The 20,601-nt window shown below is 74.5% G+C and carries 21 protein-coding genes; 7 read left to right on the top strand and 14 right to left on the bottom strand.

Annotated features, from left to right (window positions below; genetic code table 11):
* The 12 genes from gvpJ to AC5L34_RS03515 all read right to left on the bottom strand — a co-directional run bounded on the left by gvpJ (position 1) and on the right by AC5L34_RS03515 (position 9,755).
* Positions 1–444, bottom strand: coding sequence for a gas vesicle protein GvpJ (gene gvpJ, locus AC5L34_RS03460; RefSeq protein WP_441176187.1), 444 nt, complete (start codon positions 442–444; stop codon positions 1–3).
* A complete protein-coding gene (locus AC5L34_RS03465; RefSeq protein WP_494823776.1) occupies positions 441–1,685 on the bottom strand; it encodes an SRPBCC family protein in 1,245 nt (414 codons plus the stop codon). The genes gvpJ and AC5L34_RS03465 overlap by 4 nt, the downstream gene beginning before the upstream one ends.
* Before the next feature lie 2 nt (positions 1,686–1,687).
* Positions 1,688–2,164, bottom strand: coding sequence for a hypothetical protein (locus tag AC5L34_RS03470; RefSeq protein ID WP_494823777.1), 477 nt, complete (start codon positions 2,162–2,164; stop codon positions 1,688–1,690).
* 275 nt (positions 2,165–2,439) lie between these two features.
* The gene (locus tag AC5L34_RS03475; protein WP_441176190.1) at positions 2,440–2,949 is read right to left on the bottom strand and encodes a GNAT family N-acetyltransferase; all 510 of its coding nucleotides are present in this window, start codon (positions 2,947–2,949) and stop codon (positions 2,440–2,442) included.
* Positions 2,950–3,101: 152 nt separating this feature from the next.
* The gene (locus AC5L34_RS03480; protein ID WP_441176191.1) at positions 3,102–4,001 is read right to left on the bottom strand and encodes a hypothetical protein; all 900 of its coding nucleotides are present in this window, start codon (positions 3,999–4,001) and stop codon (positions 3,102–3,104) included.
* Entirely contained in the window at positions 3,970–4,731 is a 762-nt protein-coding gene (locus tag AC5L34_RS03485) for a DUF3618 domain-containing protein (protein ID WP_441176192.1), read from the bottom strand. The genes AC5L34_RS03480 and AC5L34_RS03485 overlap by 32 nt, the downstream gene beginning before the upstream one ends.
* A 22-nt stretch (positions 4,732–4,753) precedes the next feature.
* Positions 4,754–5,146, bottom strand: coding sequence for a phage holin family protein (locus AC5L34_RS03490; protein ID WP_088998122.1), 393 nt, complete (start codon positions 5,144–5,146; stop codon positions 4,754–4,756).
* On the bottom strand, positions 5,143–5,856 hold the full coding sequence (locus AC5L34_RS03495) for a hypothetical protein (protein ID WP_441176195.1): 714 nt from the start codon (positions 5,854–5,856) through the stop codon (positions 5,143–5,145). The genes AC5L34_RS03490 and AC5L34_RS03495 overlap by 4 nt, the downstream gene beginning before the upstream one ends.
* Before the next feature lie 221 nt (positions 5,857–6,077).
* Positions 6,078–6,620, bottom strand: a complete 543-nt coding sequence (locus AC5L34_RS03500; RefSeq protein ID WP_441176196.1) for a DUF3263 domain-containing protein — start codon at positions 6,618–6,620, stop codon at positions 6,078–6,080.
* A 183-nt stretch (positions 6,621–6,803) separates the two neighbouring features.
* Positions 6,804–7,820 (bottom strand): ABC transporter permease subunit, encoded by a 1,017-nt coding sequence (locus AC5L34_RS03505; protein ID WP_441176197.1) that lies wholly within the window; start codon positions 7,818–7,820, stop codon positions 6,804–6,806.
* Positions 7,817–8,827, bottom strand: coding sequence for an ATP-binding cassette domain-containing protein (locus tag AC5L34_RS03510; RefSeq protein ID WP_494823778.1), 1,011 nt, complete (start codon positions 8,825–8,827; stop codon positions 7,817–7,819). Before AC5L34_RS03510 ends, AC5L34_RS03505 begins: the two co-directional genes overlap by 4 nt.
* A 142-nt stretch (positions 8,828–8,969) precedes the next feature.
* A complete protein-coding gene (locus AC5L34_RS03515) occupies positions 8,970–9,755 on the bottom strand; it encodes a DeoR/GlpR family DNA-binding transcription regulator (RefSeq protein WP_088998118.1) in 786 nt (261 codons plus the stop codon).
* Positions 9,756–9,949: 194 nt separating this feature from the next.
* On the opposite strand from AC5L34_RS03515, the gene AC5L34_RS03520 reads away from it, so the two are divergent.
* The 3 genes from AC5L34_RS03520 to nagA are packed head-to-tail and all read left to right on the top strand — an operon-like array spanning position 9,950 to position 12,905.
* On the top strand, positions 9,950–10,879 hold the full coding sequence (locus AC5L34_RS03520) for an SIS domain-containing protein (protein WP_441176198.1): 930 nt from the start codon (positions 9,950–9,952) through the stop codon (positions 10,877–10,879).
* The gene (locus AC5L34_RS03525) at positions 10,876–11,796 is read left to right on the top strand and encodes an ROK family protein (protein WP_101412986.1); all 921 of its coding nucleotides are present in this window, start codon (positions 10,876–10,878) and stop codon (positions 11,794–11,796) included. Before AC5L34_RS03520 ends, AC5L34_RS03525 begins: the two co-directional genes overlap by 4 nt.
* A complete protein-coding gene (nagA, locus tag AC5L34_RS03530) occupies positions 11,796–12,905 on the top strand; it encodes an N-acetylglucosamine-6-phosphate deacetylase (protein ID WP_441176199.1) in 1,110 nt (369 codons plus the stop codon). The genes AC5L34_RS03525 and nagA overlap by 1 nt, the downstream gene beginning before the upstream one ends.
* Before the next feature lie 300 nt (positions 12,906–13,205).
* Here the strand turns inward: nagA and AC5L34_RS03535 are convergent, their stop codons facing one another.
* Positions 13,206–14,414, bottom strand: a complete 1,209-nt coding sequence (locus tag AC5L34_RS03535) for a DUF4032 domain-containing protein (protein ID WP_441176200.1) — start codon at positions 14,412–14,414, stop codon at positions 13,206–13,208.
* 112 nt (positions 14,415–14,526) lie between these two features.
* Between AC5L34_RS03535 and AC5L34_RS03540 the strand changes: the two genes are divergently transcribed.
* Together AC5L34_RS03540 and AC5L34_RS03545 are read left to right on the top strand one after the other, a co-directional pair.
* Positions 14,527–15,294, top strand: coding sequence for a phosphatase PAP2 family protein (locus tag AC5L34_RS03540; protein ID WP_494823779.1), 768 nt, complete (start codon positions 14,527–14,529; stop codon positions 15,292–15,294).
* A 9-nt stretch (positions 15,295–15,303) separates the two neighbouring features.
* The gene (locus AC5L34_RS03545) at positions 15,304–16,542 is read left to right on the top strand and encodes an APC family permease (RefSeq protein ID WP_441176202.1); all 1,239 of its coding nucleotides are present in this window, start codon (positions 15,304–15,306) and stop codon (positions 16,540–16,542) included.
* Between the two features lie 18 nt (positions 16,543–16,560).
* On the opposite strand, the gene AC5L34_RS03550 is transcribed toward AC5L34_RS03545, so the two are convergent.
* Complete coding sequence (locus tag AC5L34_RS03550; RefSeq protein ID WP_441176203.1) at positions 16,561–18,351, bottom strand: potassium channel family protein; 1,791 nt, start codon at positions 18,349–18,351, stop codon at positions 16,561–16,563.
* Between the two features lie 91 nt (positions 18,352–18,442).
* On the opposite strand from AC5L34_RS03550, the gene AC5L34_RS03555 reads away from it, so the two are divergent.
* Both AC5L34_RS03555 and AC5L34_RS03560 read left to right on the top strand, forming a co-directional pair.
* Positions 18,443–18,934 (top strand): MSMEG_6728 family protein, encoded by a 492-nt coding sequence (locus AC5L34_RS03555; RefSeq protein ID WP_441176204.1) that lies wholly within the window; start codon positions 18,443–18,445, stop codon positions 18,932–18,934.
* A gap of 90 nt (positions 18,935–19,024) precedes the next feature.
* Positions 19,025–20,557, top strand: coding sequence for an FAD-dependent oxidoreductase (locus tag AC5L34_RS03560; RefSeq protein WP_441176205.1), 1,533 nt, complete (start codon positions 19,025–19,027; stop codon positions 20,555–20,557).
* Positions 20,558–20,601 lie beyond the last annotated feature (44 nt).

Below are 20,601 nucleotides of genomic sequence, written 5' to 3' on the forward strand. Positions count from 1 at the left end.
TCACCGACCCCCGTCGCGGCGTCGTCGGGGCCGCTCGCGGTCCCTACCCGGGCCCCCGTCCCGGTCGCCCGCGCCGAGTCCGCCGACGGTGTCCCTGACGGTGCCGCCGAGCGCACCGACGGCTCCGCCGATCCCGGAGACGGCACCGCCCGCGCCGAGCGCGCCGGCGGCGTCCCCGACCAGGTCGGTCAGCCCCTTCTGGTCCGCGGGGGTGATGTCGAACCGGTCCACCGCCTCCGCGAAGCGCAGGTACGTCTCGATGCTGGCGATGGTGATCCGGGCGTTGATCTCCAACAGCTGGATGCCGACCACGTTGACGGAGACCTGGGCGTCGATCACCACGCCCTTGTCCAGCACGGTCTCCACGACGTCGGCCAGGCTCGAGCCGGCCCCGCCGCGTTCCAGGGCACCGCCGGCCGGGCCCTCGCTCGTCGCGATGCTCACTCCCGCTCCTCCCGTCGACGCCGGACCACGGGTCGGCGGGGCGCCTCCGGGGAGCGGCGGGCCCGGGGCTCCTCGCGGGGGCGGGGCTCCTCCCTCGGCTGGGGGCGACGGGCTCGCTCCGGGGCGCGGCGGCGCGGCGGGGCCGGCTCCTCCTCCGGCTCCTCCCCGTACTCGTCGTAGTCGCCCCCGTCGTACTCGTCCTCGTACTCCTCCTCGGCCGGACGGCGGCGCTGCGGTGGCCGGCGGCGCGCGGTGGGCCGGCGCTCCTCGCGCGGCTCCTCCTCGGCCTCCTCGTCGACCTCCTCCTCGGGCTCGCGCCGGCCGCGCGGCGCACGCTCCGGCCGCCGCCCACGGGGCTGCTCCTCCTGCCGCTCCCGCTCCTCCTGCTCCCGCTCCTCCTGCTCCTCGCGCAGCGCGGTCTCGTGGTCCCGGACGACCTGCGAGTCCTCTATCTCGCCGCGCCAGCCCTGCACCGAGTCCGGGTCGAGGACGGTCTCGGTCATCACGTGCCGGACGAAGTGCTTCAGCTCCAGCCGGACGCGGCGGCCCTGGGCCCGCCACAGGTTCCCGGTGTGCTCGAAGAGACCCTGCGGGTGGTACTCCAGCACGACCAGGATGCGGGTCAGGTCGGGCGACAGCTCGTGGAAGCTGACCGTGCCGTCCACCGAGCCCTTCTCGCCCTTGGAGCGCCAGTGGATGAGCTTGTCCGGTATCTGCCGCACGATGGTGGACTCCCAGGTGCGGTGCGACCAGAAAACCTGTGCCTTCCAGGTCAGCTTCTCGTCGGACTCGGTGTCGACGTTCTCGACCTTCTTCATGAAGCTCGGGAAGTCGCCGAACTGGGTCCACTGGTCGTACGCGACCCGGACCGGCACGCCGACCTCGATCGTCTCCACGATGTTGGTGACCTTGAGCTTCTTTCCGCCGCCCTTGCCGCCCTTGCCGCCCTTGCCGAGAGCCGCCATGACCTTCTCCTTACCGCCGGCCAACCCGGCATGGACCATCGCCTTGACCGGTGAGCCGCCCTCGGCGAGCTTCTGCGCGCCGGTGGCGGCGGCGATCAGGCCGGGGCCGCCGCCCTGCTTCGCGTAGTCGCTGAGCCGGCCGGTCGCGCCGGTGATCCGCTCGGTCACCACCTGGACCGCGCGTTCTCCGATGGCGCTGGCCAGGTTGCGCGCCTCGCCGGCGAGTTGGCCGCGGACCTTGTCCCCGAGGCCGCCGGGGCTCGTCGTACCCGTCATGGTCACCGCCCCCGCTGCTCGGTGCCGGCGTCGGACCGCCCGCCCTCGGCGTCGGCGTCCTGCTGTCCGCCCTGAGCGTCGGCGTCCTGCTGTCCGCCCTCGGCGGAAGCGTCCTGCTGCCCGCCCTCGGCGGCGGCGCCCGGCCGGTCGCCGTCGGGGGTGCCTGCGCCGCCCTTGCGGCGCAGCGCGTCGGCCGAGCCGCGCAGCTTGCCGGTGATGGCGTCGATACCGCTGCCGGCGGCGGCGGTCGCGGCCGCCTTGGAGGCGGCGGCGAGGGGGGCACCGAGGCGGCCGATGTTGCTCAACTGGGGGGACGACTGGATCAGGTTGCCGCCCGCCTTCAGCAGCCCGCCGGGCTCCCGACTGGCCCGGCCGGCCGCGACCGCGGCGGCCAGGGTGAGGGCGGTACGCAGTTTGCGCCGCCGACCGAGCAGGTAGCCGAAGCCGACCGCGAGCCCGATTCGTGCTCCGCTTCTCATCAGTTCTCCTTCGCTCCCCGGAGCGCCGGACACCTGACGGCAATGGTCGAAAGAATTGCCGCCGGGGATCAGCACGCGCCGGACCGCACATCAGGTGTCCCGTTCAATCGGACCCGGCGGGCAGTACCCGTTGCCCCATCGGCAAAACATTTCCGCGTTTTGCCGACGCCATTGACCGGGGCTCGACCCACACACCTCGCCAAGCGCGCAAAAGGGACACCGGAGCGGTGCGGAGCAGGAAGAACGTCAGATGGTGAAGAATTGCCGAATGGCCGTCACACGGCCGGCAGCGCCGAATCGAGACATATTTCGGCGTGCACCTTACCGCCGTCCTCACGCAATTTAGCGCCGCATTTTTCCAGGACCGACACGGCACCGAGATTGTCGGCCGTGGTCTCCGCGACCACGAGGCGCATTCCGGCCGCCGCCGCCTCGTTCAACAACTCGCGCAGGGCGGCCGCGCCGATCCCCTGGCCCCGGGCGGAGCGGCCCAGCCACATCCCGGTCTCGACCGTGCCGGGCTCGCCGCGTCGGCTCATCCGGATCATGCCGACCACCTCGCCGCCGGCCAGGATCGCGTACATGCGGGTGCCGGTCGGGCCGTCCAGGCCGGCGAAGCTGGCCCGGTGGAACTCGCGGAACGCCTCCCGCCGGGCGTGCGACCACCCCGCCGGCGCCTCCACCGGCGGCATCACGTCGCCGGGCTCCGCCTCCGCAGCCGCTACGGAGAGCAATGGCTCCAGGTTTCGCTCGTCGATCGGCTCCAACCGCACCGTTCCCGCCACGTGCCGCAGTCTGCCGCCCCCACCGGCCCAAGTCCACCCCATCGGGCTTCCACTGGCGGTCCGGCGGAAGGTACCGGCCGGTCGGACCGCTGGTGTTCCGCCTCACGCTCCGCTGTCGAGGCTGGCAGGGCTGCCGGCGGGCGCGGGCCCGGTCAGGGCTCGCCGGCGTCGAATTCGCAGAGCAGCACCGAGGCGTCGTCGGCGGGCTTGTGCCGACGCAACCGGTCCGGATGGTCACGCTCCGCAGCGCGTACCCGGTCGATCAGCGCCCCCGGCCCCTCTGCGGTCGCCACGTCCAGCAGGCCCGCCCAGTCGAGCAGGCCGAACTGCTCCACCATGGCCGACGCCCCGTCGCTGAGCAGCGCCGCCCGCCGTACCGCGCCCGGCCCGCGCAGCGGCAGGGTGCCCGTCACCGCGTGGAACGCCGCGTCCGGGTCGGCGGCGGCCACCCAGTAGCCGTGGGTACGGTTCATCCGCTCCCGCTGCACGCCGACGGCCCGGCGGAACCGGGTGAGCCGGTCGGCGGAACCCGCCGGCACGGCCGCCACCGTGGCCCGCACCGCCGCCATGGCGGCGTCCAGCCGGTCGTCCGTGACCACGCTGATCCGGCCGCCGGCGTCGAGCACCAGCGGGCTGTCGCAGAGCACCAGGTAGTCCAGGTGGTCGCCGCCGTCACGCAGCAGGCAGACGGTGCTCGACGGGGTGCCCGGATGGTCGAGGTCGCACTCGCCGCCGTGGTCGGCCCGCACGCCGAGGATCGCCGCCGCCAGGTTGCTCATCAGGGTCGCCGTCGGCCGGACGGCCTCCGCCAGCCCGAGCCGGGCCGCGAGGTGCCGGACGTACCAGGACGGCCCGTGCACGCAGCCCGTGTCGAAGCCCTCCGGCACGGTCGCGCCGTCCAGCACGCCGGCCAGCGGCCCGAACCGGAAGACGAAGTCCTCGTTGAGCGGCCGGCCGGGCGGCGGCGCGGACGCGGAGCGTACCCGCATCGTCCGCGCCGCCCCGACGACCCGGGTCGCCTCAGCGGCGACGGAGGTCGTCGGCGGCCTCATGCGCCTGCCCCTGCATCTGGTGGGCGGCCGACCGGCCCTGCTCCCGTACGGCGGACGCGCCGCTGACCGCGGTGGAACCGACCGCGCGGGCCGCCTCCTGCGCCGGCTCGCGCAGGTTGTGGCGCATCTCCTGGCCCACCTCGCGGCCGACCTCGCTGGCCTGCTCCCGAAGGTGCCCGGCCTGCGCACGCAGCTGGTCGGAGTGCTCGCTCACCATCTCCTTGGCCTGCCCGGCCCACTGCCGTTCGGGACGGCTGGCCGGGATCAGCGACGAGACCAGCAGCCCGGCGCCGAACGCGATGAGGGCGGCCGCGAGGGGGTTGCCCTGCGCCTGCTGGCGGGACTGCTGCCCGAGCGAGCGGGCCTCCTCCCGCACCGACCCGGCCACGTGCGACATCTGCTCCCGGGACTGCTCGCCGAAGGCCCGCGCCGAGTCTGCCGCGTGCGACATCCGCTCCCGGGACTGTTCCCCGAGCCCTCGCGCCGAATCGGCCGCGTGCGACATGCGCTGGCCTGTCGCGTGCGACATCCGCTGCGCGGCACCGTGCCCGTCCGACTGCACGCCCATCACCTTCTCCCTGGCCCGGGTGAGCGCGCCACGGGCCTGCCCGACGCGCTCACCGGCGATCCGCCGCGGATTGACCTTGTCGGCCAGCGCGTCGACGTCGCTGCTCAGTTCGTTCCGGGTGTTCTCGATCTCACGCCGGATCCGGTCCGGATCGTTGGACATGATCTGCTCCCTCCCGGCTGGTTCACCGACCGCGCATCGCGTCCGGTATCTCCCCTGCGGTCTGCCTCGTCCGGGGCAGCACCGCGCGGAGTTGCGCCTTCTCCTTGCGCGCCCTGCCGAGCAGGACACCCGTGACGGCGGCCCAGATGACGGCCACGATCAGCGCCGCCCAGCCCTGGTCCATCACGTTGGACAGCCCCCACCACAGCGCGTACGACACGAACAGCACCGTCAGGAACCCGGCCAGCGCCGCCCCGCCGAACATGCCGCCGACCTTGCCGGCCTGACCCGCCTCCTCGCGCAGCTCCGCCTTGGCCAGTTCGACCTCCTTGCGGACCAGCGTCGAGAAGTCCCGGGTCACGTCGCCCAGCAGGTCGCCGACCGACTGCGTCCGTTCCTTCTCGGGGGCGCTCACGGTGCCACCCCGCCGGGGATGTCCGGCCCCTGCCGACCGGGAGGCGAGGCGTTGCGCACCCGGGCCGTCCCGGTGTACGCCTCCTCGGCCACGTACGGCGCCTCGACCGTCCGCTCGTACGGTCGCGGGCCGGCTGGGCTCGGCGCGGCACCCGGTCCGGTCGGGGCGGCGGCCGGCGGGGTCGACGGCTGGCCCGCGCCCCGCGCCCCGTCGCCCGAGGCGGTCAGGTTCCGGGTGAGCCGCCCGACCAGCATGCCGGCCAGGGCCGCGCCGGCCAGGAAGGTGCCCGGGTGCCGGCGCGCGTACGACCGCACCTCGTCGAGCACCGCCGTGGGTTCGCGCTCGTCGAGCCAGCCGGCGGCCTGTTCGGCGGCGTCGGCCATCCGGCGGACCGCCTGACCGGCCATCCCGGAGTCCTCGCTGCGCTCCGCCATCGAGCCGAGTTCGCGCCCGATGCCGCGCAGCCCGTCGGCGGCCCGGTGCTGTTGCGCCCGGGCCTGGTCGCGCAGTTGCGTGCCGGCCTCGCCGGTCAGGTTGCGCGCCTGCCGCCGGGCCTCCGACGCCACCTGTCCGCCCTGTTCGGCGGCGGTGTGCGCGACCTGTCCGCCGGCCTGGGCCGCCTGGTGCCCGACCCGGGACGCCTCCTGCCGGGCCTGCTGTGCGGTGCCGGTCGCACCGTCCGGTGGCCGGCTCGGGTTCATCTGCGTCATCGCCCGCTCCCTCCGTCGGCCCCGGGCCGCAGGTCACGGCCCGGAACGTGAACCGGCCGCGGCACGCGGCCCGGAACGACACCCGCGTACCCGTGCGGGTCGCCGACATTCGTGCGCGGGGTCCGGGACAGCGGTGGGACGGCCGGCCGCGCGGTACACGGCGACGGCACCGGACCGCCGGTGGCCGACGGGTCGGAACCGGTCGCGGGGTGCGACAGCGGTCAGCGGCGGCGGTTGCGGGCCCGGGAGGAACGCAGCCGACGTAGCCGCCCGACCAGAACCGGTTCGGCGGCGAGGGCGGCCGGGTTGTCGAGCAGCGCGTTGAGCAGCTGGTAGTAGCGGGTGGCCGAAAGGCCGAAGGTGTCCCGGACGGCCTGTTCCTTGGCGCCGGCGTGCCGCCACCACTGCCGCTCGAAGGCGAGGATCCGCCGTTCCCGCTCGGTCAGGCCGCCCTCCGGGCGGGCGTCCGCCGGGACGCCGGTGTCGAGGTCGGCGGGCCCTGCGTCGGTGCCGAGGTCGCCGGGCGGTACGCCGGTGTCGAGGTCGGCGGCGCCGGGCGGTGCCACGGCGAGTTCCGGTTCCGCCGCCGAGCGGGGCTGCGGGACGGTCGGTGCCGCGGCGACCGGGCCGCCGCGCGGGTGGGGGACGACGCCTGCGGCGTCGGGCGCGTCGGCGACGACCGCCTCGCCCGTCGCGACCGGCTCGCCGGACCGTCCCGCCGCGGGCGGCTCGGTGGCGGCCGGGGCGGCGTCGGCGGGCTGCATGGCGCTCCTCGTGGGGCTGGTCCTGCTCCGGGCGGATCGGTCTCCCGGGGCGGCGCGCGGGCGGCACACCGCGACAGCCGACCGGTGGGGAACACCAGCCTAACCAGGGCGGACCCGGTTCGCATCGGACGATCCGGCGGTGCGACCGGGGCCGGGGAGAGCCACGGTCGCACCGCCTGACGGTCAGGAGATGTCGCGCCGGCGCATCGCCCAGAGGGCCGCGCCCAGGATCACCACGAACCCGACCGTCATCATCACCGAGGACTGCTGCCAGGTGATGTCCAGAGTGTCCGGTTTACACTCGCCGTAGTAGGTGGCCTGGCAGGTGTTCCAGTCCTCCAGGGTCACCTTCTTCTGCATCCACGCCACGGCGTAGGTCGGCAGCAGCCAGGCCTCGGCGAAGCGCACGCCGGCCATCGCCAGCAGGATGCCGAGGCCGAACTGGCCGACGACCATCAGTGCGATCACCCCGCCCAGGGCCATCGCGGTGTGCCGCCCCAGCGAGGCGAGCGCGAAGCCGATGGTCGCGGAGACCAGTGCGAGCACCAGGCCGCGCAGCCCGGTCAGGGCGAAGGACTGCCACGCCCCGGAGGTCATCTTCGCCGTGCTGCCACGGAACGTGGCGACCAGCCAGAAGCTGCCGAACCACAGCACCGCCGTGGGCACCGCCAGGGCGACCAGCCCGGTGAGCAGCGCCGCCAGCTTCGTCAGCAGTACGGTCAGCCGCTTCGGCCGCCACAGCAGCAGGTTCATCATGCCGCCGGTGTTCCACTCGGCCCCGACGAACGAGGCCCCCACGACGAACCCGACCAGCGCGAGGATCGCCGCGAGCGGCAGCAGCGTGTCGCCGAAGTTCTCCCGGAAGTCGAAGGTGGAGGGCAGGAACCACTGCGTCTCGATCGCCTCGCGGGGCGGCGGCTGGATGGACGCGCAGTCCTCCGGGAAGCCCTCGGACTGGCCCGTTCCGGCGGCCTTCGCCTTGTCGCACTCCGCGCGGTACTGCGCGTTGTGGCGGACGTCCTGCTGCCACTGCTGCTCGGCGGCGCGCTCGGCCTTCGCCACCGCGGCGGCGTCGATCTTCTCGTTGGTGAAGAAGACCCCGACCACCACCATGGCGAGCACCAGCAGGCCCAGCAGGCTCATCCAGCGGGTGAAGCGCCGCTTCGCGAGCCGGCGCAGCTCCGTACGGTAGAGGCTCACGCGCCCCACCCTCCTCCGGTGGCGCCGGGCTGCCCCGCGCCACCGACCTTCGTGGACTGGTCGACCTGCCGGTGCTGGCCGGGTACCGGCGCGGTGGCGGTCAGTTCGAGGAAGACGCTCTCCAGGTCGACGGCGACCGGGGCCAGCTCGCTGATGTAGAGACCCTGCTCGGCGAGGAGCCGGGTCACCGTGGCCGGCTTGTCGACCCCGGCGAGCATCAGGTGGTCGGGCTGACCGGTCACCCGGATGCCCGCGCGGGTCAGCGCCTCGGCGGCGACCGGCAGGTCGGTGACCGCCTCCAGCCGCACCCGGACCGCGCCCGAGGAGTGCTGCGCGAGCACCTGCTCGACCGGCCCGAAGGCGACCCGCCGGCCGAGCGAGATGATGGTGACGGAGTCGCAGATCAGCTGGATCTCGCCGAGGATGTGGCTGGACAGCACCACGGTCATCCCCGACTCGGCGAGGCTGCGCGTCAGGGTGCGCATCTCACGGATGCCGCCCGGGTCGAGGCCGTTGGCCGGCTCGTCGAGGATCAGCAGCTTCGGGTTCTTCAGCAGGGCCGAGGCGACGGCGAGCCGCTGCTTCATGCCGAGCGAGTAGGTCTTGACCCGCTCGCCGGCCCGGTCGCGCAACCCGACCAGCTCCAGCACCTCGTCGACGCGCTGCCGGGGCACGTCGCCCGCGCCGGCGAGCAGGGACAGGGTGTCGCGCGCGGTGAAGTGCGGGAAGAACTGCGGGCTCTCCACGATCGCGCCGACCTGACCGGCGACGGCGGGCAGCGCCGCGGGCACCTCGTGGCCGAGGACCGTCATCCGGCCGCCGTCGGGCCGGATGAGGCCGAGCAGCGTACGGAGCGTGGTGGTCTTGCCCGACCCGTTCGGGCCGAGGAAGCCGTGCACCTGCCCTTCTTCGACCCGCATGTCGAAACCGTCGAGCGCGTTGCGGGTGCCGCGCCGACGGCTCTTGTACGTCTTGCGGAGACCTTCGATCTCCAGGACAGCTGGCAAGCTGCACCTCCCCCGATGGGCGTATGACACGCGACACCATACGCGGTATGCAGCGCATCGCAATACCCGGTATGCATCCGACGCGCCGACGGATGAGGGAGGTGACTCTGCGTGACCTGGCTTGCCGGGAGGCGCGCGTACCTCAGGCGCAGACGACCGTGACCCCGGCGGCCCGGAACGCCTCCACCACCTCGGGGTTGGCGCCCGAGTCGGTGACCAGGGTCTCCACCCGGTCCACCGGGCAGATCCGGGCGAAGGCGTGACCGCCCAGCTTGGACGAGTCGGCGATGATCACGACCCGCTTGGCCCGCGCCACCATCAGGTTGTTCATCGCCGCCTCGCCCTCGTGGTGGGCGGCGGCGCCGAGCTGCGGGTCGATGGCGTCCACGCCGAGCAGGGCGACGTCCAGGGTGACCTCGCGCAGCAGCGCCCCGCCCAGCGGGCCGACCAGCTCGAACGACTTCGGGCGGACCACGCCGCCGGCCACCACGACCTTCATCCGGGAGCGGACCAGCAGCTCGTTGGCGATGTTCAGCGCGTTGGTGACCACGGTGAGCTGGGCGCCCTCGGCACTGGTGTTCAGGTCGGGCCGCACGGCCAGGGCCCGGGCCACCTCCGTGCTGGTCGTGCCGCCGTTGAGGCCCACCACGGTGCCCGGCGAGACCAGCGCCGCGGCGGCGGCGCCGATGCGCTGCTTCTCCGCCGAGTGCTTGGCGGTCTTGTAGCGCAGCGGCAGGTCGTACGAGACGCCGTTGGCGACCGCGCCGCCCCGGGTCCGGGTGATCATCTGCTGCTGGGCGAGCTGGTCGAAGTCACGCCGGATGGTGGCCTGGGAGACGTCCAGCCGCTCGGCGGCCTCCTCGACGCTGACCCGGCCGTTGTCGGTCAGCATCTCGAGCAGGGCGTTCCATCTGGCGTACCGGTCCACCCCGGCCCTCCCGTTACTGCGCGGTCGGTGATTGATTGCGTGCACAGTAGTGCGCGAAACTACGAGGGCGCAAAACCCTGTCTTGCGCGATGCCGGGGCTGGTTGCCACAGCCAGCCGCTTTCGCGCAGAATAACGCGCGAAAGGCGGCTCTAACGAGCCGTATTGCGCACCGCTCCCCTGCGTAGGAGTTCTCATGTCGTACGTCGACGCCGAGATCGCGAGCCAGCCCGACTGCTGGCGGGAGGCGGCGCGACTCGCCGCCACCGCGACGAGCCACCTCCCCCGCCCCGGGGAGCGGATCGCCGTCGTGGGCTGCGGCACGTCGTGGTTCATGGCGATGGCGTACGCGGCCCGCCGCGAGCACCTCGGCCAGGGTGAGACCGACGCCTTCCAGGCCTCCGAGTTCCCGACCGGCCGGCGGTACGACCGGCTCGTGGCGATCACCCGCTCCGGCACCACCACCGAGGTCACCGAGCTGATCGCCGCCCTGCGCGGGCAGGTGCCGAGCACCGTCCTGGTCGGCGACCCCGACTCCCCCGCCGTCGCGCTGGCCGACGCGGCGGTCACCATGCCCTTCGCCGACGAGCGCTCGGTGGTGCAGACGCGCTTCGCGACCACCGCGCTGGCCCTGCTCCGCGCCCACCTCGGCGACAACATCGACGCGCTCGCGGCCGACGCCGAGGTGGCCGTACGCGCCCCGCTGCCGATCGACCCGACCCGCATCGAGCAGGCCACCTTCCTCGGTCGCGGCTGGACCGTCGGGCTGGCCCAGGAGGCGGCCCTGAAGTGCCGCGAGGCGGCGACCTTCTGGGCCGAGGCGTACCCGGCGATGGACTACCGGCACGGCCCGATCTCGATCGCCGCCCCGGGCCGGCTGGTCTGGGCGTTCGGCGAGCTACCCGACGGGCTGCCGGCCGACGTGGCGGCGACGGGCGCGGCGTTCGTGCACAGCCGCACCCACGGCTGCCGCACCGTGCTCGGCAGCTGGGCCGCCGGCCGTACGCCCGTCGACCCGATGGCCGACCTGATCCTGGCGCAGCGCTTCGCCGTCGCGCTCGCCACCAGCCGGGGCCTCGACCCCGACGCGCCCCGGCACCTGACCCGCTCCGTGGTCCTCGCGTGAGGTCGGCCGACGTCGTCGTCGCGCTGGACGTCGGCGGCACCGGGATGAAGTGCGCCCTGGTCCGGGGCGACGGCACCGTGCTGCACGCCGAGCGGCACCCCACCGACGCCGGGCGCGGCCCGGACGCCGTGGTGGACACCGTCCTCGGGGTCGCCGAGGGACTCGCCGGCAAGGCCCGCGCCGACGGGCTCGACCCGGTCGCGGTCGGCATCGCGGTGCCCGGGGTGATCGACGAGGCGCGCGGGATCGCCGTCTGGTCGGCCAACGTGGGCTTCCGGGACGTACCGCTGCGGGACCTCGCCCAAGATCGGCTCGGGCTGCCCACGGCGCTCGGCCACGACGTGCGCGCCGGCGGCCTGGCCGAAGCCCGGCTCGGCGCGGGACGCGACGCCGGGCACGTCCTCTTCGTCGCGATCGGCACCGGGATCGCCGCCGCCCACGTGGTCGCCGGTACGGCCGCCACCGGCGCGCACGGCGCCGCGGGAGAGATCGGCCACATCCTGGTACGCCCCGGCGGACCGCCCTGCGGCTGCGGTCGGCCCGGCTGCCTGGAGGCGGTCGCCTCCGCGTCCGCCATCGGTCGGCGCTACTCCGCGCTGGCGGGGGTCCCGACGAGTGCCGCCGAGGTCGCCGACCGGGCGGCCGCCGGTGAGCCGCTGGCGGCGGACGTGTGGCGGGAGGCCGTGGAGGCGCTCGCCGACGGTCTCGCCACCGGCCAGGCCCTCTACGACGTGGAGACCGTGGTGCTCGGCGGCGGGCTGGCGCGCGCCGGCGCGCGGCTGTTCGACCCGCTCCGGGCCGCGCTGCACGAACGGATGACGTTCCACCGGGAGCCGCGCCTGGTCGCGGCGGCCCTCGGCGACGAGGCCGGCTGCCTCGGCGCCGCCCTGCTCGCCCTCGACAGTCTGGAGAAGTGATGGCCAACCGGGTGAACGGCAAGGTGGTGACCCCGACCGGCGTGATCCGGCAGGGCTGCGTGGAGCTGGACGAGGGCCGGATCCGGGCTGTCGCCGAGTACCCGTCCGTGCGCGACGGGCACTGGATCGTGCCCGGCTTCGTCGACATGCACACGCACGGCGGCGGCGGACACACCTTCACCACCGGCGACGCCGGGCAGGCCCGGCAGGCGGCCGACTTCCACCTGCGGCACGGCACCACCACCCTGCTGGCCAGCCTCGTCAGTTCGCCCTTCGCGCTCATGCGCTCGGCCACCGAGGCGTTCGCCCCGCTGGTCACCGAGGGGGTGCTGGCCGGGATCCACTTCGAGGGCCCGTACCTCTCCTCGGCCCGCTGCGGCGCGCAGAACCCCGAGTACCTGCGCGACCCGTCCACGGACGAGCTGGCCGAGCTGGTCGAGCTGGGCGGCGGGGCGGTCCGGATGGTCACCCTCGCCCCGGAACGCGACGGCGCGCTGGAGGCGATCAAGCTGCTCACCGCGCACCAGGTGGTCGCCGCGGTCGGCCACACCGACGCCACGTACGACGAGACCCGCGCCGCCGTGGCGGCGGGCGCGAGCGTCGGCACCCACCTGTTCAACGGGATGCGGCCGGTGCACCACCGCGAGCCCGGCCCGGTGGTGGCCCTGCTGGACGCCCCGAACGTGGTCTGCGAGCTGGTCGCCGACGGCGTGCACCTGCACGACGGGATGCTGACCTTCGCCACGTCGACGGCGGGCCCCGAGCGGGCCGCCCTGATCACCGACGCGATGGCCGCGGCCGGCATGGCCGACGGCGAGTACGACCTGGGCGGCCAGGCGGTCACGGTGGCGGACGGCGTGGCCCGGCTGGCCCGCGACGGCGCGATCGCGGGCAGCACCCTGACCATGGACGCCGCGCTGCGGCACGCCGTGGGCGCCGGAATCCCGATCGCGGACGCCGTGCGGATGGCGTCCACCACGCCGGCCCGCGCGATCGGCCTCGGCGACCAGCTGGGCGCGCTCCAGGTCGGGCTCCGGGCCGACCTGGTGGTGCTCGACGACGACCTGAACGTGGTCCGGGTGATGCGCGGCGGCTCCTGGGTGGAGTGACCGCCGGCCCGGCTCCGGCGATCCGGCGGTCCTGCCGCCACCGGTCCTGCCGCCACCGGCCCGGACGTGCCACGCCACCGGTTCCTGCCGCTACCGGCCCGGCCGCGCCGGAGCCGGGCCGGGCCGGGCCGCCCAACGCTGTCGAGCTGAGTCGTCTACGACATCAGCCGCCCTCGTCCGCCTGAATCGTCTACGACATCAGCTCGACAGGGCCGCGACGACCCACCACCCGAGGAGGGGCGCCGGCCCGCGCCCGTCCCCGGGACGCGACGGGACGGGACGGACCTCAGGCGTCAGGCGTCAGGTGGTGGGGACCTCGACGCCGAGCACCGCCTGCTCGTCCGGGCGGTGCACCAGCACGTCGGCGAGGAACGACTGCACGGCCGGGGCCATCCCGACGTCCCGGCCGGCCCGCTCGGAGAGCAGCCACTTGTGCTCGATGATCTGGGCGAAGAGCTCCTGCGGCTCCAGCTTGCGGCGCAGGTGCGCGGGCACGGCCCGGACCACCGGCTCGAAGACCTCGGTCAGCCAGCGGTGCGCGGCCTGCTGCTCGTCGGTCAGGTAGCTCTCGGCCCGGTAGGCGTCGAGGTCGTTGAGCAGCCGACGGGCCTGGTTCTCCTCGGCGTCCAGGCCGGTCAGGCGCAGCAGCCGCCGGGTGTGGTAGCCGGCGTCGACCACCTTCGGCCGGATCAGGTACCGGCCGTTGTCGATGGTGGACATGGCCACCTCGGCGACGTCGAAGCCCAGCTCGTTGAGGCGGCGGATCCGCCCCTCGATGTCGTGCCGGGCCTCCCGCTCGACCTGCTGCTCGTAGGTGATCTCGTGCCACAGCCGCTCGTAGCGCTGCACGACCTCCTCGCAGACGACCTCCGGGTCGATCGACTCGTGCAGCAGCCCGGCGGCCTGGAGGTCGAGCGCCTCGCCGAAGATGTTGACCCGGGCGATCTCCAGGTCCTCGCCGCGCTGGCCGTTGGAGAGCGAGTGGTGCAGCGCCCCGGTCTCGGCGTCCACCAGGTAGGCGGCGAACGCCCCGGCGTCGCGGCGGAACAGGGTGTTCGACAGCGAGCAGTCGCCCCAGAAGAAGCCGGTCAGGTGCATCCGGACGATCAGCGCGGCGAGCGCGTCGAGCAGCCGGCCCATCGTCTCCGGGCGCAGGGTGTGCGAGAAGAGCGCCCGGTAGGGCAGGGAGAACTGCAGGTGCCGGGTGATCAGCACCGACTCGAGGGGTTCCCCGTCATCGGTCTGCCGGTCGGCGACGATCGCCACCGCCTCCACCGACGGGAAGTCGATCCGCTCCAGGGCGCGCAGCAGGTCGTACTCCCGCTCGGCGACCCGCTCGCGGGTCTCCTTGAACGCGTAGACGTACTCACCCAGCCGGACGAAGCGCACGATGTGCCGGGAGATGCCCTGGGGCAGCGCCACCAGGTGCTGCGCAGGCCACTCCTCCAGCGGCGTCGACCAGGGCAGGTCGAGCAGCGCCGGGTCCACGAGGGCCGAGGTGATCCGCACGGGCACAAGTCTGACGGGTTCCCCCCGCCGAGCGCCTCCCTTCGTGGCTCGGCACACAGCCGTCCCCGGCCCGTCCCGGTCCGGCGCCGACCGGGGCCGGTAGCGTGACGGGGTGCGCGAGACCACGGCGGTACGGGGAAAGGTCCAGCTCCGGCCGGTCCGGCCGGCCGGCTGGTGGTTCGACGCGCTGCTGCTCACCGCGCTGGTCGGGATGACCGTGGCCCTCGCTAACGAGAGGCTCTTCGGCATCGACCGGGCGGTCGCCGACTGGTCGCAGGCGCACCGACCGACGGCCGCGCACTGGACGGCGGTGATCCTCAACTACCTCGGTCAGGGCACCCCGTTGACGTTGATCGCCCTGGGGCTCGCGGTGCTGCTCGCGGTGCGGCTGAGATCCGTACGACCGGTGCTGCCGCCAGTGCTCGCCTTCGCCCTGACCTTCCTCACCATCGGCCCGCTCAAGGTGTGGACCGCCCGGCCCGCGCCCAGCGCGAGCATCAAGGAACCCTTCCTGCCCGCCGAGCGGACCCTCCCGCTGTTCCAGGACGAGCTGCCGCTGCGGTTCGCCCAGTCCTATCCGTCCGGCCACGTCGCGAACGCGATCGTCTGGTACGGCGTCATCGCGCTGCTGCTCGCCCCGCTGCTGCGCACGTACGGCCGCAGCGTGCCGCCCCGACTGGTCGCCGTGGTCCGGGTGGTACCGCCGCTCGTGGTGCTCTGCACCACCACCTACCTGGGCTGGCACTGGCTGACCGACTCGATCGCCGGGCTGCTGCTCGGGCTTCTGCTCGACCGGCTGCTGCACCGGGTGCCGTGGGACGACCTGCCGTTGCCGGGCATGCTGCGGGACTGGAACCGTCCGTTCATCTCCGCACCCTAGGGTCCCGCCGTGGATCAACTGGCGCGCCGGCTGGGCGCAGGGGACGCGGTGGTCATCGGTCTGGGCTCGATGCTCGGCGCGGGCGTCTTCGTGGTCTTCGCGCCCGCCGCGGCGGCGGCCGGTGGGGCGGGGCTGCTGGCGGCCCTCGTACTGGCCGGTCTCATCGCCTTCTGCAACGCCACCAGCTCGGCCCGGCTCGCCGCCCGCTACCCGGAGTCCGGCGGCACCTACGTGTACGGGCGGGAGCGGCTCGGCCCCTTCGCCGGGTTCCTGGCCGGCTGGGGCTTCGTGGTCGGCAAGACGGCGAGCTGCGCGGCGATGGCGCTGACCATCGGGGCGTACCTCTGGCCGGGGCAGGCGCGGCTCGTCGCCGTCGGCGCGGTGGCGGCGGTGACCGCCGTGAACCTGCGCGGCGTCGGCAAGACCGCGACCGCGACGAAGGTGCTGGTCGGCGTGGTGCTGGCGGTGCTGGCCCTGGTCGCGGTGGCCGGCGCGGTCCGCGGCGACGTCGCGCTGGACCGGCTCGGCGACCTCGGCGGCGGCGGGCGGGGCGTGCTCACCGCCGCCGGGCTGCTCTTCTTCGCCTTCGCCGGGTACGCCCGGATCGCCACCCTCGGCGAGGAGGTACGCGATCCGGAGCGGACCATCCCCCGGGCGGTCCCGCTGGCTCTCGGCGTGGTGCTGGCGGTCTACCTGGTGCTGGCGGTCGTGACGGTCGGTGTGCTCGGGGCCGACCGGCTGGCCGCATCCTCCGCCCCCCTGGCCGACGTGGTGACGGCCGCCGGGCTGCCCGGCCTGGCGTGGCTGGTGCGCGCCGGGGCGACCGTGGCGGTGACCGGGGTGCTGCTCTCCCTGCTCGCCGGGGTGGGGCGCACCGCGCTGGCGATGGCCCGCCGGCGCGACCTGCCGGGGGCGCTGGCCGCCGTCCACCCGGTGCACCGGGTGCCGCACCGGGCCGAGCTGGCCGTGGCCGCCGTGGTGGTGGCGATCGTGCTGCTGGGCGACGTGCGCGACGCGATCGGCTTCTCCAGCTGCACCGTGCTGGTCTACTACGCGATCACCAACGCCGCCGCGCTGACGCTGGGTCGGGACCCGGGCCGGCGGCTGCCGGTGCGGGCGCTGGCCGTGCTGGGGCTGGTCGGCTGCCTGCTGCTCGCGGTCAACCTGCCGCCGGCAAGCGTGCTCGCCGGCGCCGCCGTGCTCGCCGCCGGCGCCCTCTGGTACGCCCTGCGTCCCCGCCGGGCCTGACGCCGCCGGCCCGACCCGTCACTCCTCCGGCTGCCGGGGCGCGGGCGTGACCGGCTCCTCCGGCGGGGGTGGCGCGGCCTCGCGGAGCAGGGCGTTCAGGCCGGCCCGGCGGGCCACCACCGTCAGCCGGTCGCCCGCGACGATCACCAGGCGCGCGTCGGGCGCCCAGTCGAGGCGCTGGCCGGCCCGGGCGTGCGCCAGCAGGCGTACGCTCTCGGCCCGCCCTACGGCGGCGAGCGGCCGGCCGTCCAGCGGCGATCCGGCGGCGACGCTGACCTCGGTGACCAGCAGCGCGTGCCGGCCGACCGGGATGGTGGCGATCACCGCGCGGTCCAGCAGCGCGGCGGCGAACGACGGCGCCGCGAGGTAGGACACGCTGCGCGAGACGCCGATGCCGAACGCCTGCTGGATGCGTTCGGCGAAGTGGCCGTCGAAGAGCCGCAGCACCACCTGGAGTTCCGGGTTGACGGCCCGGCCGATGAGCGCCGCCTGGAGGTTGGTCTCGTCGTCGGTGGAGACCACCACCAGCGCCTGGCAGCCGCCCACGGACGCCGACTGGAGGGTCTCCTCCAGCGCGGCGTCGCCCACGATCAGCGGTACGCCGAGCCGCCGGGCCAGCGCCCCACCGCGCGGCTCGGCCAGCTTGTCGATCGCCACCACCTCGACGCCGAAGTCGCAGAGCTGGGCCATCACCCGGGTGCCGACGTTGCCCAGCCCGACCACCACCACGTGCCCGGAGCGCTCCGGCTGGATGCGGCCGGAGTGCAGGGCCAGCCGGGCGTTGACGATGCCGTCGACCACCACGGCGGTGATCAGCGGGATCAGCGCCAGCCCGGCCAGGTTGAGCACCACCTGCATGACCTGCTCGGCGGCCGACTTGTCGGGGTTGGGGTCCTGCCCGGTCAGCGTGGTGACCAGCGTGAGGTAGAGCGAGTCCCCCCAGTCCTTCTCGTGCGCGGCGTAGCCGTTGAGCCAGCCGAGCACGCCGATCACCGCCAGCAGCACGATCACCGCCACGCCGATCTTGCGGGTGGCGAAGCTGCGTACGGCGCGCAGCAGCACGGTCAGGGGACGGCGGCGCCGGCGGGCCCGTCTCAGCCGGCGCGCGGCCAGCTCCGTACCGGGTGGCGTCCCGGTCGCCTCGGCGATCACCAGGTCGGCCACGCCCTCGTCGGCGGGCAGCAGCCGGACCTGCTGCGGGTCGCGGGTGTCGGCCACCCCGCAGACCACGTCGGTCGGGCGTACGTCGTCGCGGCGGGCCACGTAGAGGGTGCGACCGCCGTGCCGGAAGTGGGTGGGGGCGACCTCGCCCAGGGCGGCGGCCACGAAGGCGGGGGCGGCCATGGAGGCGTCGGAGAGCACCGCCGAGTCGGGGAAGATCTGCCGCACCCCGTTGGCCAGGCCGGTGTTGAACATCCGCACCACCAGGCGCAGCCGGGGCTCGACCTCCTGCGCGCAGAGCGCGGCGTGCATGTTGCCGACGTCGTCCTGGTGCAGCAGGGCCAGCCCGTCGGCGCCGGCCAGCCCGGCCCGGCGGAAGGTGACCTCGTCCAGCCGGTCGGCGCGGACGACCTCGACGCCCTGGAGGTCGCGCCCGTCGGGCTCGTCGGAGCTGGGTCGTTCGGGCACGACCAGGGTGATCCGGACGCGGCCGGCCTGGAACTCGGTGGCGAGCAGTGCGCGCACCACCCAGTAGGCGAGGGCGTCGCGGCCACAGATCACGTAGTGCGCCCGCGCGTCCCCGTTGACCCGGAGCCGCCGACCGGCACGGCGCGCACGATCCAGCAGGGGCTCCGCCATGTGCCGCATCGTAGTCAGCCGGTCGCGGCGCGCGCAGCCCCGTGATCATGAACGCTGGTCGCGTCGGCATGTCCCATCGGGGGACGGGTAGAGCACGGGCATGCAGACGTTCCTGCCGTACCCGGACTTCCTGGCCAGCGCCCGGACGCTGGACCAGAAACGGCTGGGCAAGCAGCGGGTGGAGACCATCCAGGTGCTGCGGGGGCTGACCTGGCCCACGTACGGCTGGCGCAACCACCCGGCGGTCAAGATGTGGGCCGGGTACGAGGAGGCCCTCACCCGGTACGGGCTGGACGTCTGCGCGGTCTGGTGCGAGCCCGGGCGGGCCGACACCTGCGCGAACACGATGACCGCCGACCTCGCCGCCGCCTGCGGCCTGACCCTGGTGCGTACCCAGGCCGAGCTGGCCGAGGCCGGCGAGTTGCCGCCCTGGCTGGGCCGCGACGACCTGCACCTGAGCCACCGCTCGTCGCTGCTGCGCAAGGACCCCGGGCACTACGGCCCGATCTTCGGCGACGACGTCCCGACCGACCTGGAGTACGTCTGGCCCGCCTCGGACCGGCAGCGGCGCTGCCTGCCGCCGCCGACGTGAGTCGGGGCGCGTGAGGCGCCTGCGGTCGGGGAACGTTCCTCCTGACGGGTCAGCGGGCAGACTGGAGACCCATCCGGCGGGAAGGTGCACATGGCGCTGTCGAAGGTGGTCGGTCGGCTCATCGGCGTACGCGAACACGAGGTGGACCCGGGCGGTGGCGGCGCCCCCCGCGTGCCGGGCCGGGTCGAGGCGGTGGTGGTCGGCGGCGGGATCGCCGGCATGTCGGCGGCGGTGGTGCTGGCCGAGCGCGGGGTGGCGGTGACCGTGCTGGAGGCCGCGCCGACGCTCGGCGGCCGGCTCGGGGCCTGGCCGGAGACGCTCGCCGACGGCACCCGGCAGATGAACGAGCACGGCTTCCACGCGTTCTTCCGGCAGTACTACAACTGGCGGTCGATCCTGCGCCGCGTCGACCCGGAACTGGGCTTCCTCAAGCCGATCCCGGGCTACCCGATCCTGAGCGAGCGGTGGCCGACCGAGGAGTTCGGCAGGCTGCCGCCCGCCCCGCCGGCGAACCTGCTGGCGCTGCTGCTGCGCAGTCCCAGCCTGCGCCTGGGCGACCTGCGCGGGATGGACCGGGACGCGGCGCTGCCGCTGCTCACCTACGACCCGAAGCGCACCTACGCCGAGTTCGACGACAGCACCGCCGACGCGCTGCTCACCTCGCTGCGGCTGCCGGACCGGGCGCGGGCGATGCTCTTCGAGGTCTTCTCCCACTCGTTCTTCAACCACGAGGCGGAGATGTCGGCGGCGGAGATGATCGCCCAGTTCCACTTCTACCTGCTCGGCAACCCGGAGGGGCTGGCCTTCGACTGCCCGGACGAGGACTACGCGACGGCGATCTGGGAGCCGTTGACGCGGCACGTGGAGAAGCACGGCGGCCGGGTGGTGACGGGCGCCGCCGCCACCACCCTGACCCGCGACGGCGAGGGCTGGCGGGTGACGACCGCCGACGGCACGTCGTACCCGGCCGGGCACATGGTGCTCGCCGTCGACCCGCCCGCCCTGGCCGCGCTGGTCGCGGCCTCGCCCGGCCTGGCCGACCACGCGCCCCGACTGGCGGCGCGGATGCCCGCGTTCGGCCGGCCCGGCCCGCCGTACGCGGTGGCGCGCTACTGGTGCGACGGGGACGTCTCCGCCGACCGGGCGGTGTTCAGCGGGGTGTCCCGGCAGCCCACGCTGGACTCGGTGACCCTCTACCACCGGCTGGAGAACGAGTCCCGCCGCTGGGCGCAGCGCACCGGGGGCTCGGTCGTGGAGCTGCACGCGTACGCCTGCGACGCGGGCGTGCCCGCCGAGGAGCTGGCCGAACGGATGCGGGCCGAGCTGACCGCGCTCTGGCCGGAGGCGGCCCGGCTGCGGGTGCGCGAGCTGCGCGCCCGGGTGGAGGCGCAGGCGCCCGCCTTCACGCCCGGCAGTCACGCCTGGCGGCCGGGGGTACGCACCGACGCCGCCGGGCTCTACCTGGCCGGCGACGGCATCCGGACGGATTTCCCGAGCGCGCTGATGGAGCGCTCGGCGGCGACCGGGATCGTCGCGGCCAACCACGTCCTGCGGGCCGAGGGCGGCGCGGCCGAGCCGGTGCGCTCGATCCGGCCCCGGGGCCTGCTCGCCGGGCGGGGTTGAGCAAAACGGACAAAAGACCCGACCGGCTGGCCTAGGCTGATCGT

It is taken from the genome of Micromonospora sp. ZG13 (assembly GCF_059359355.1).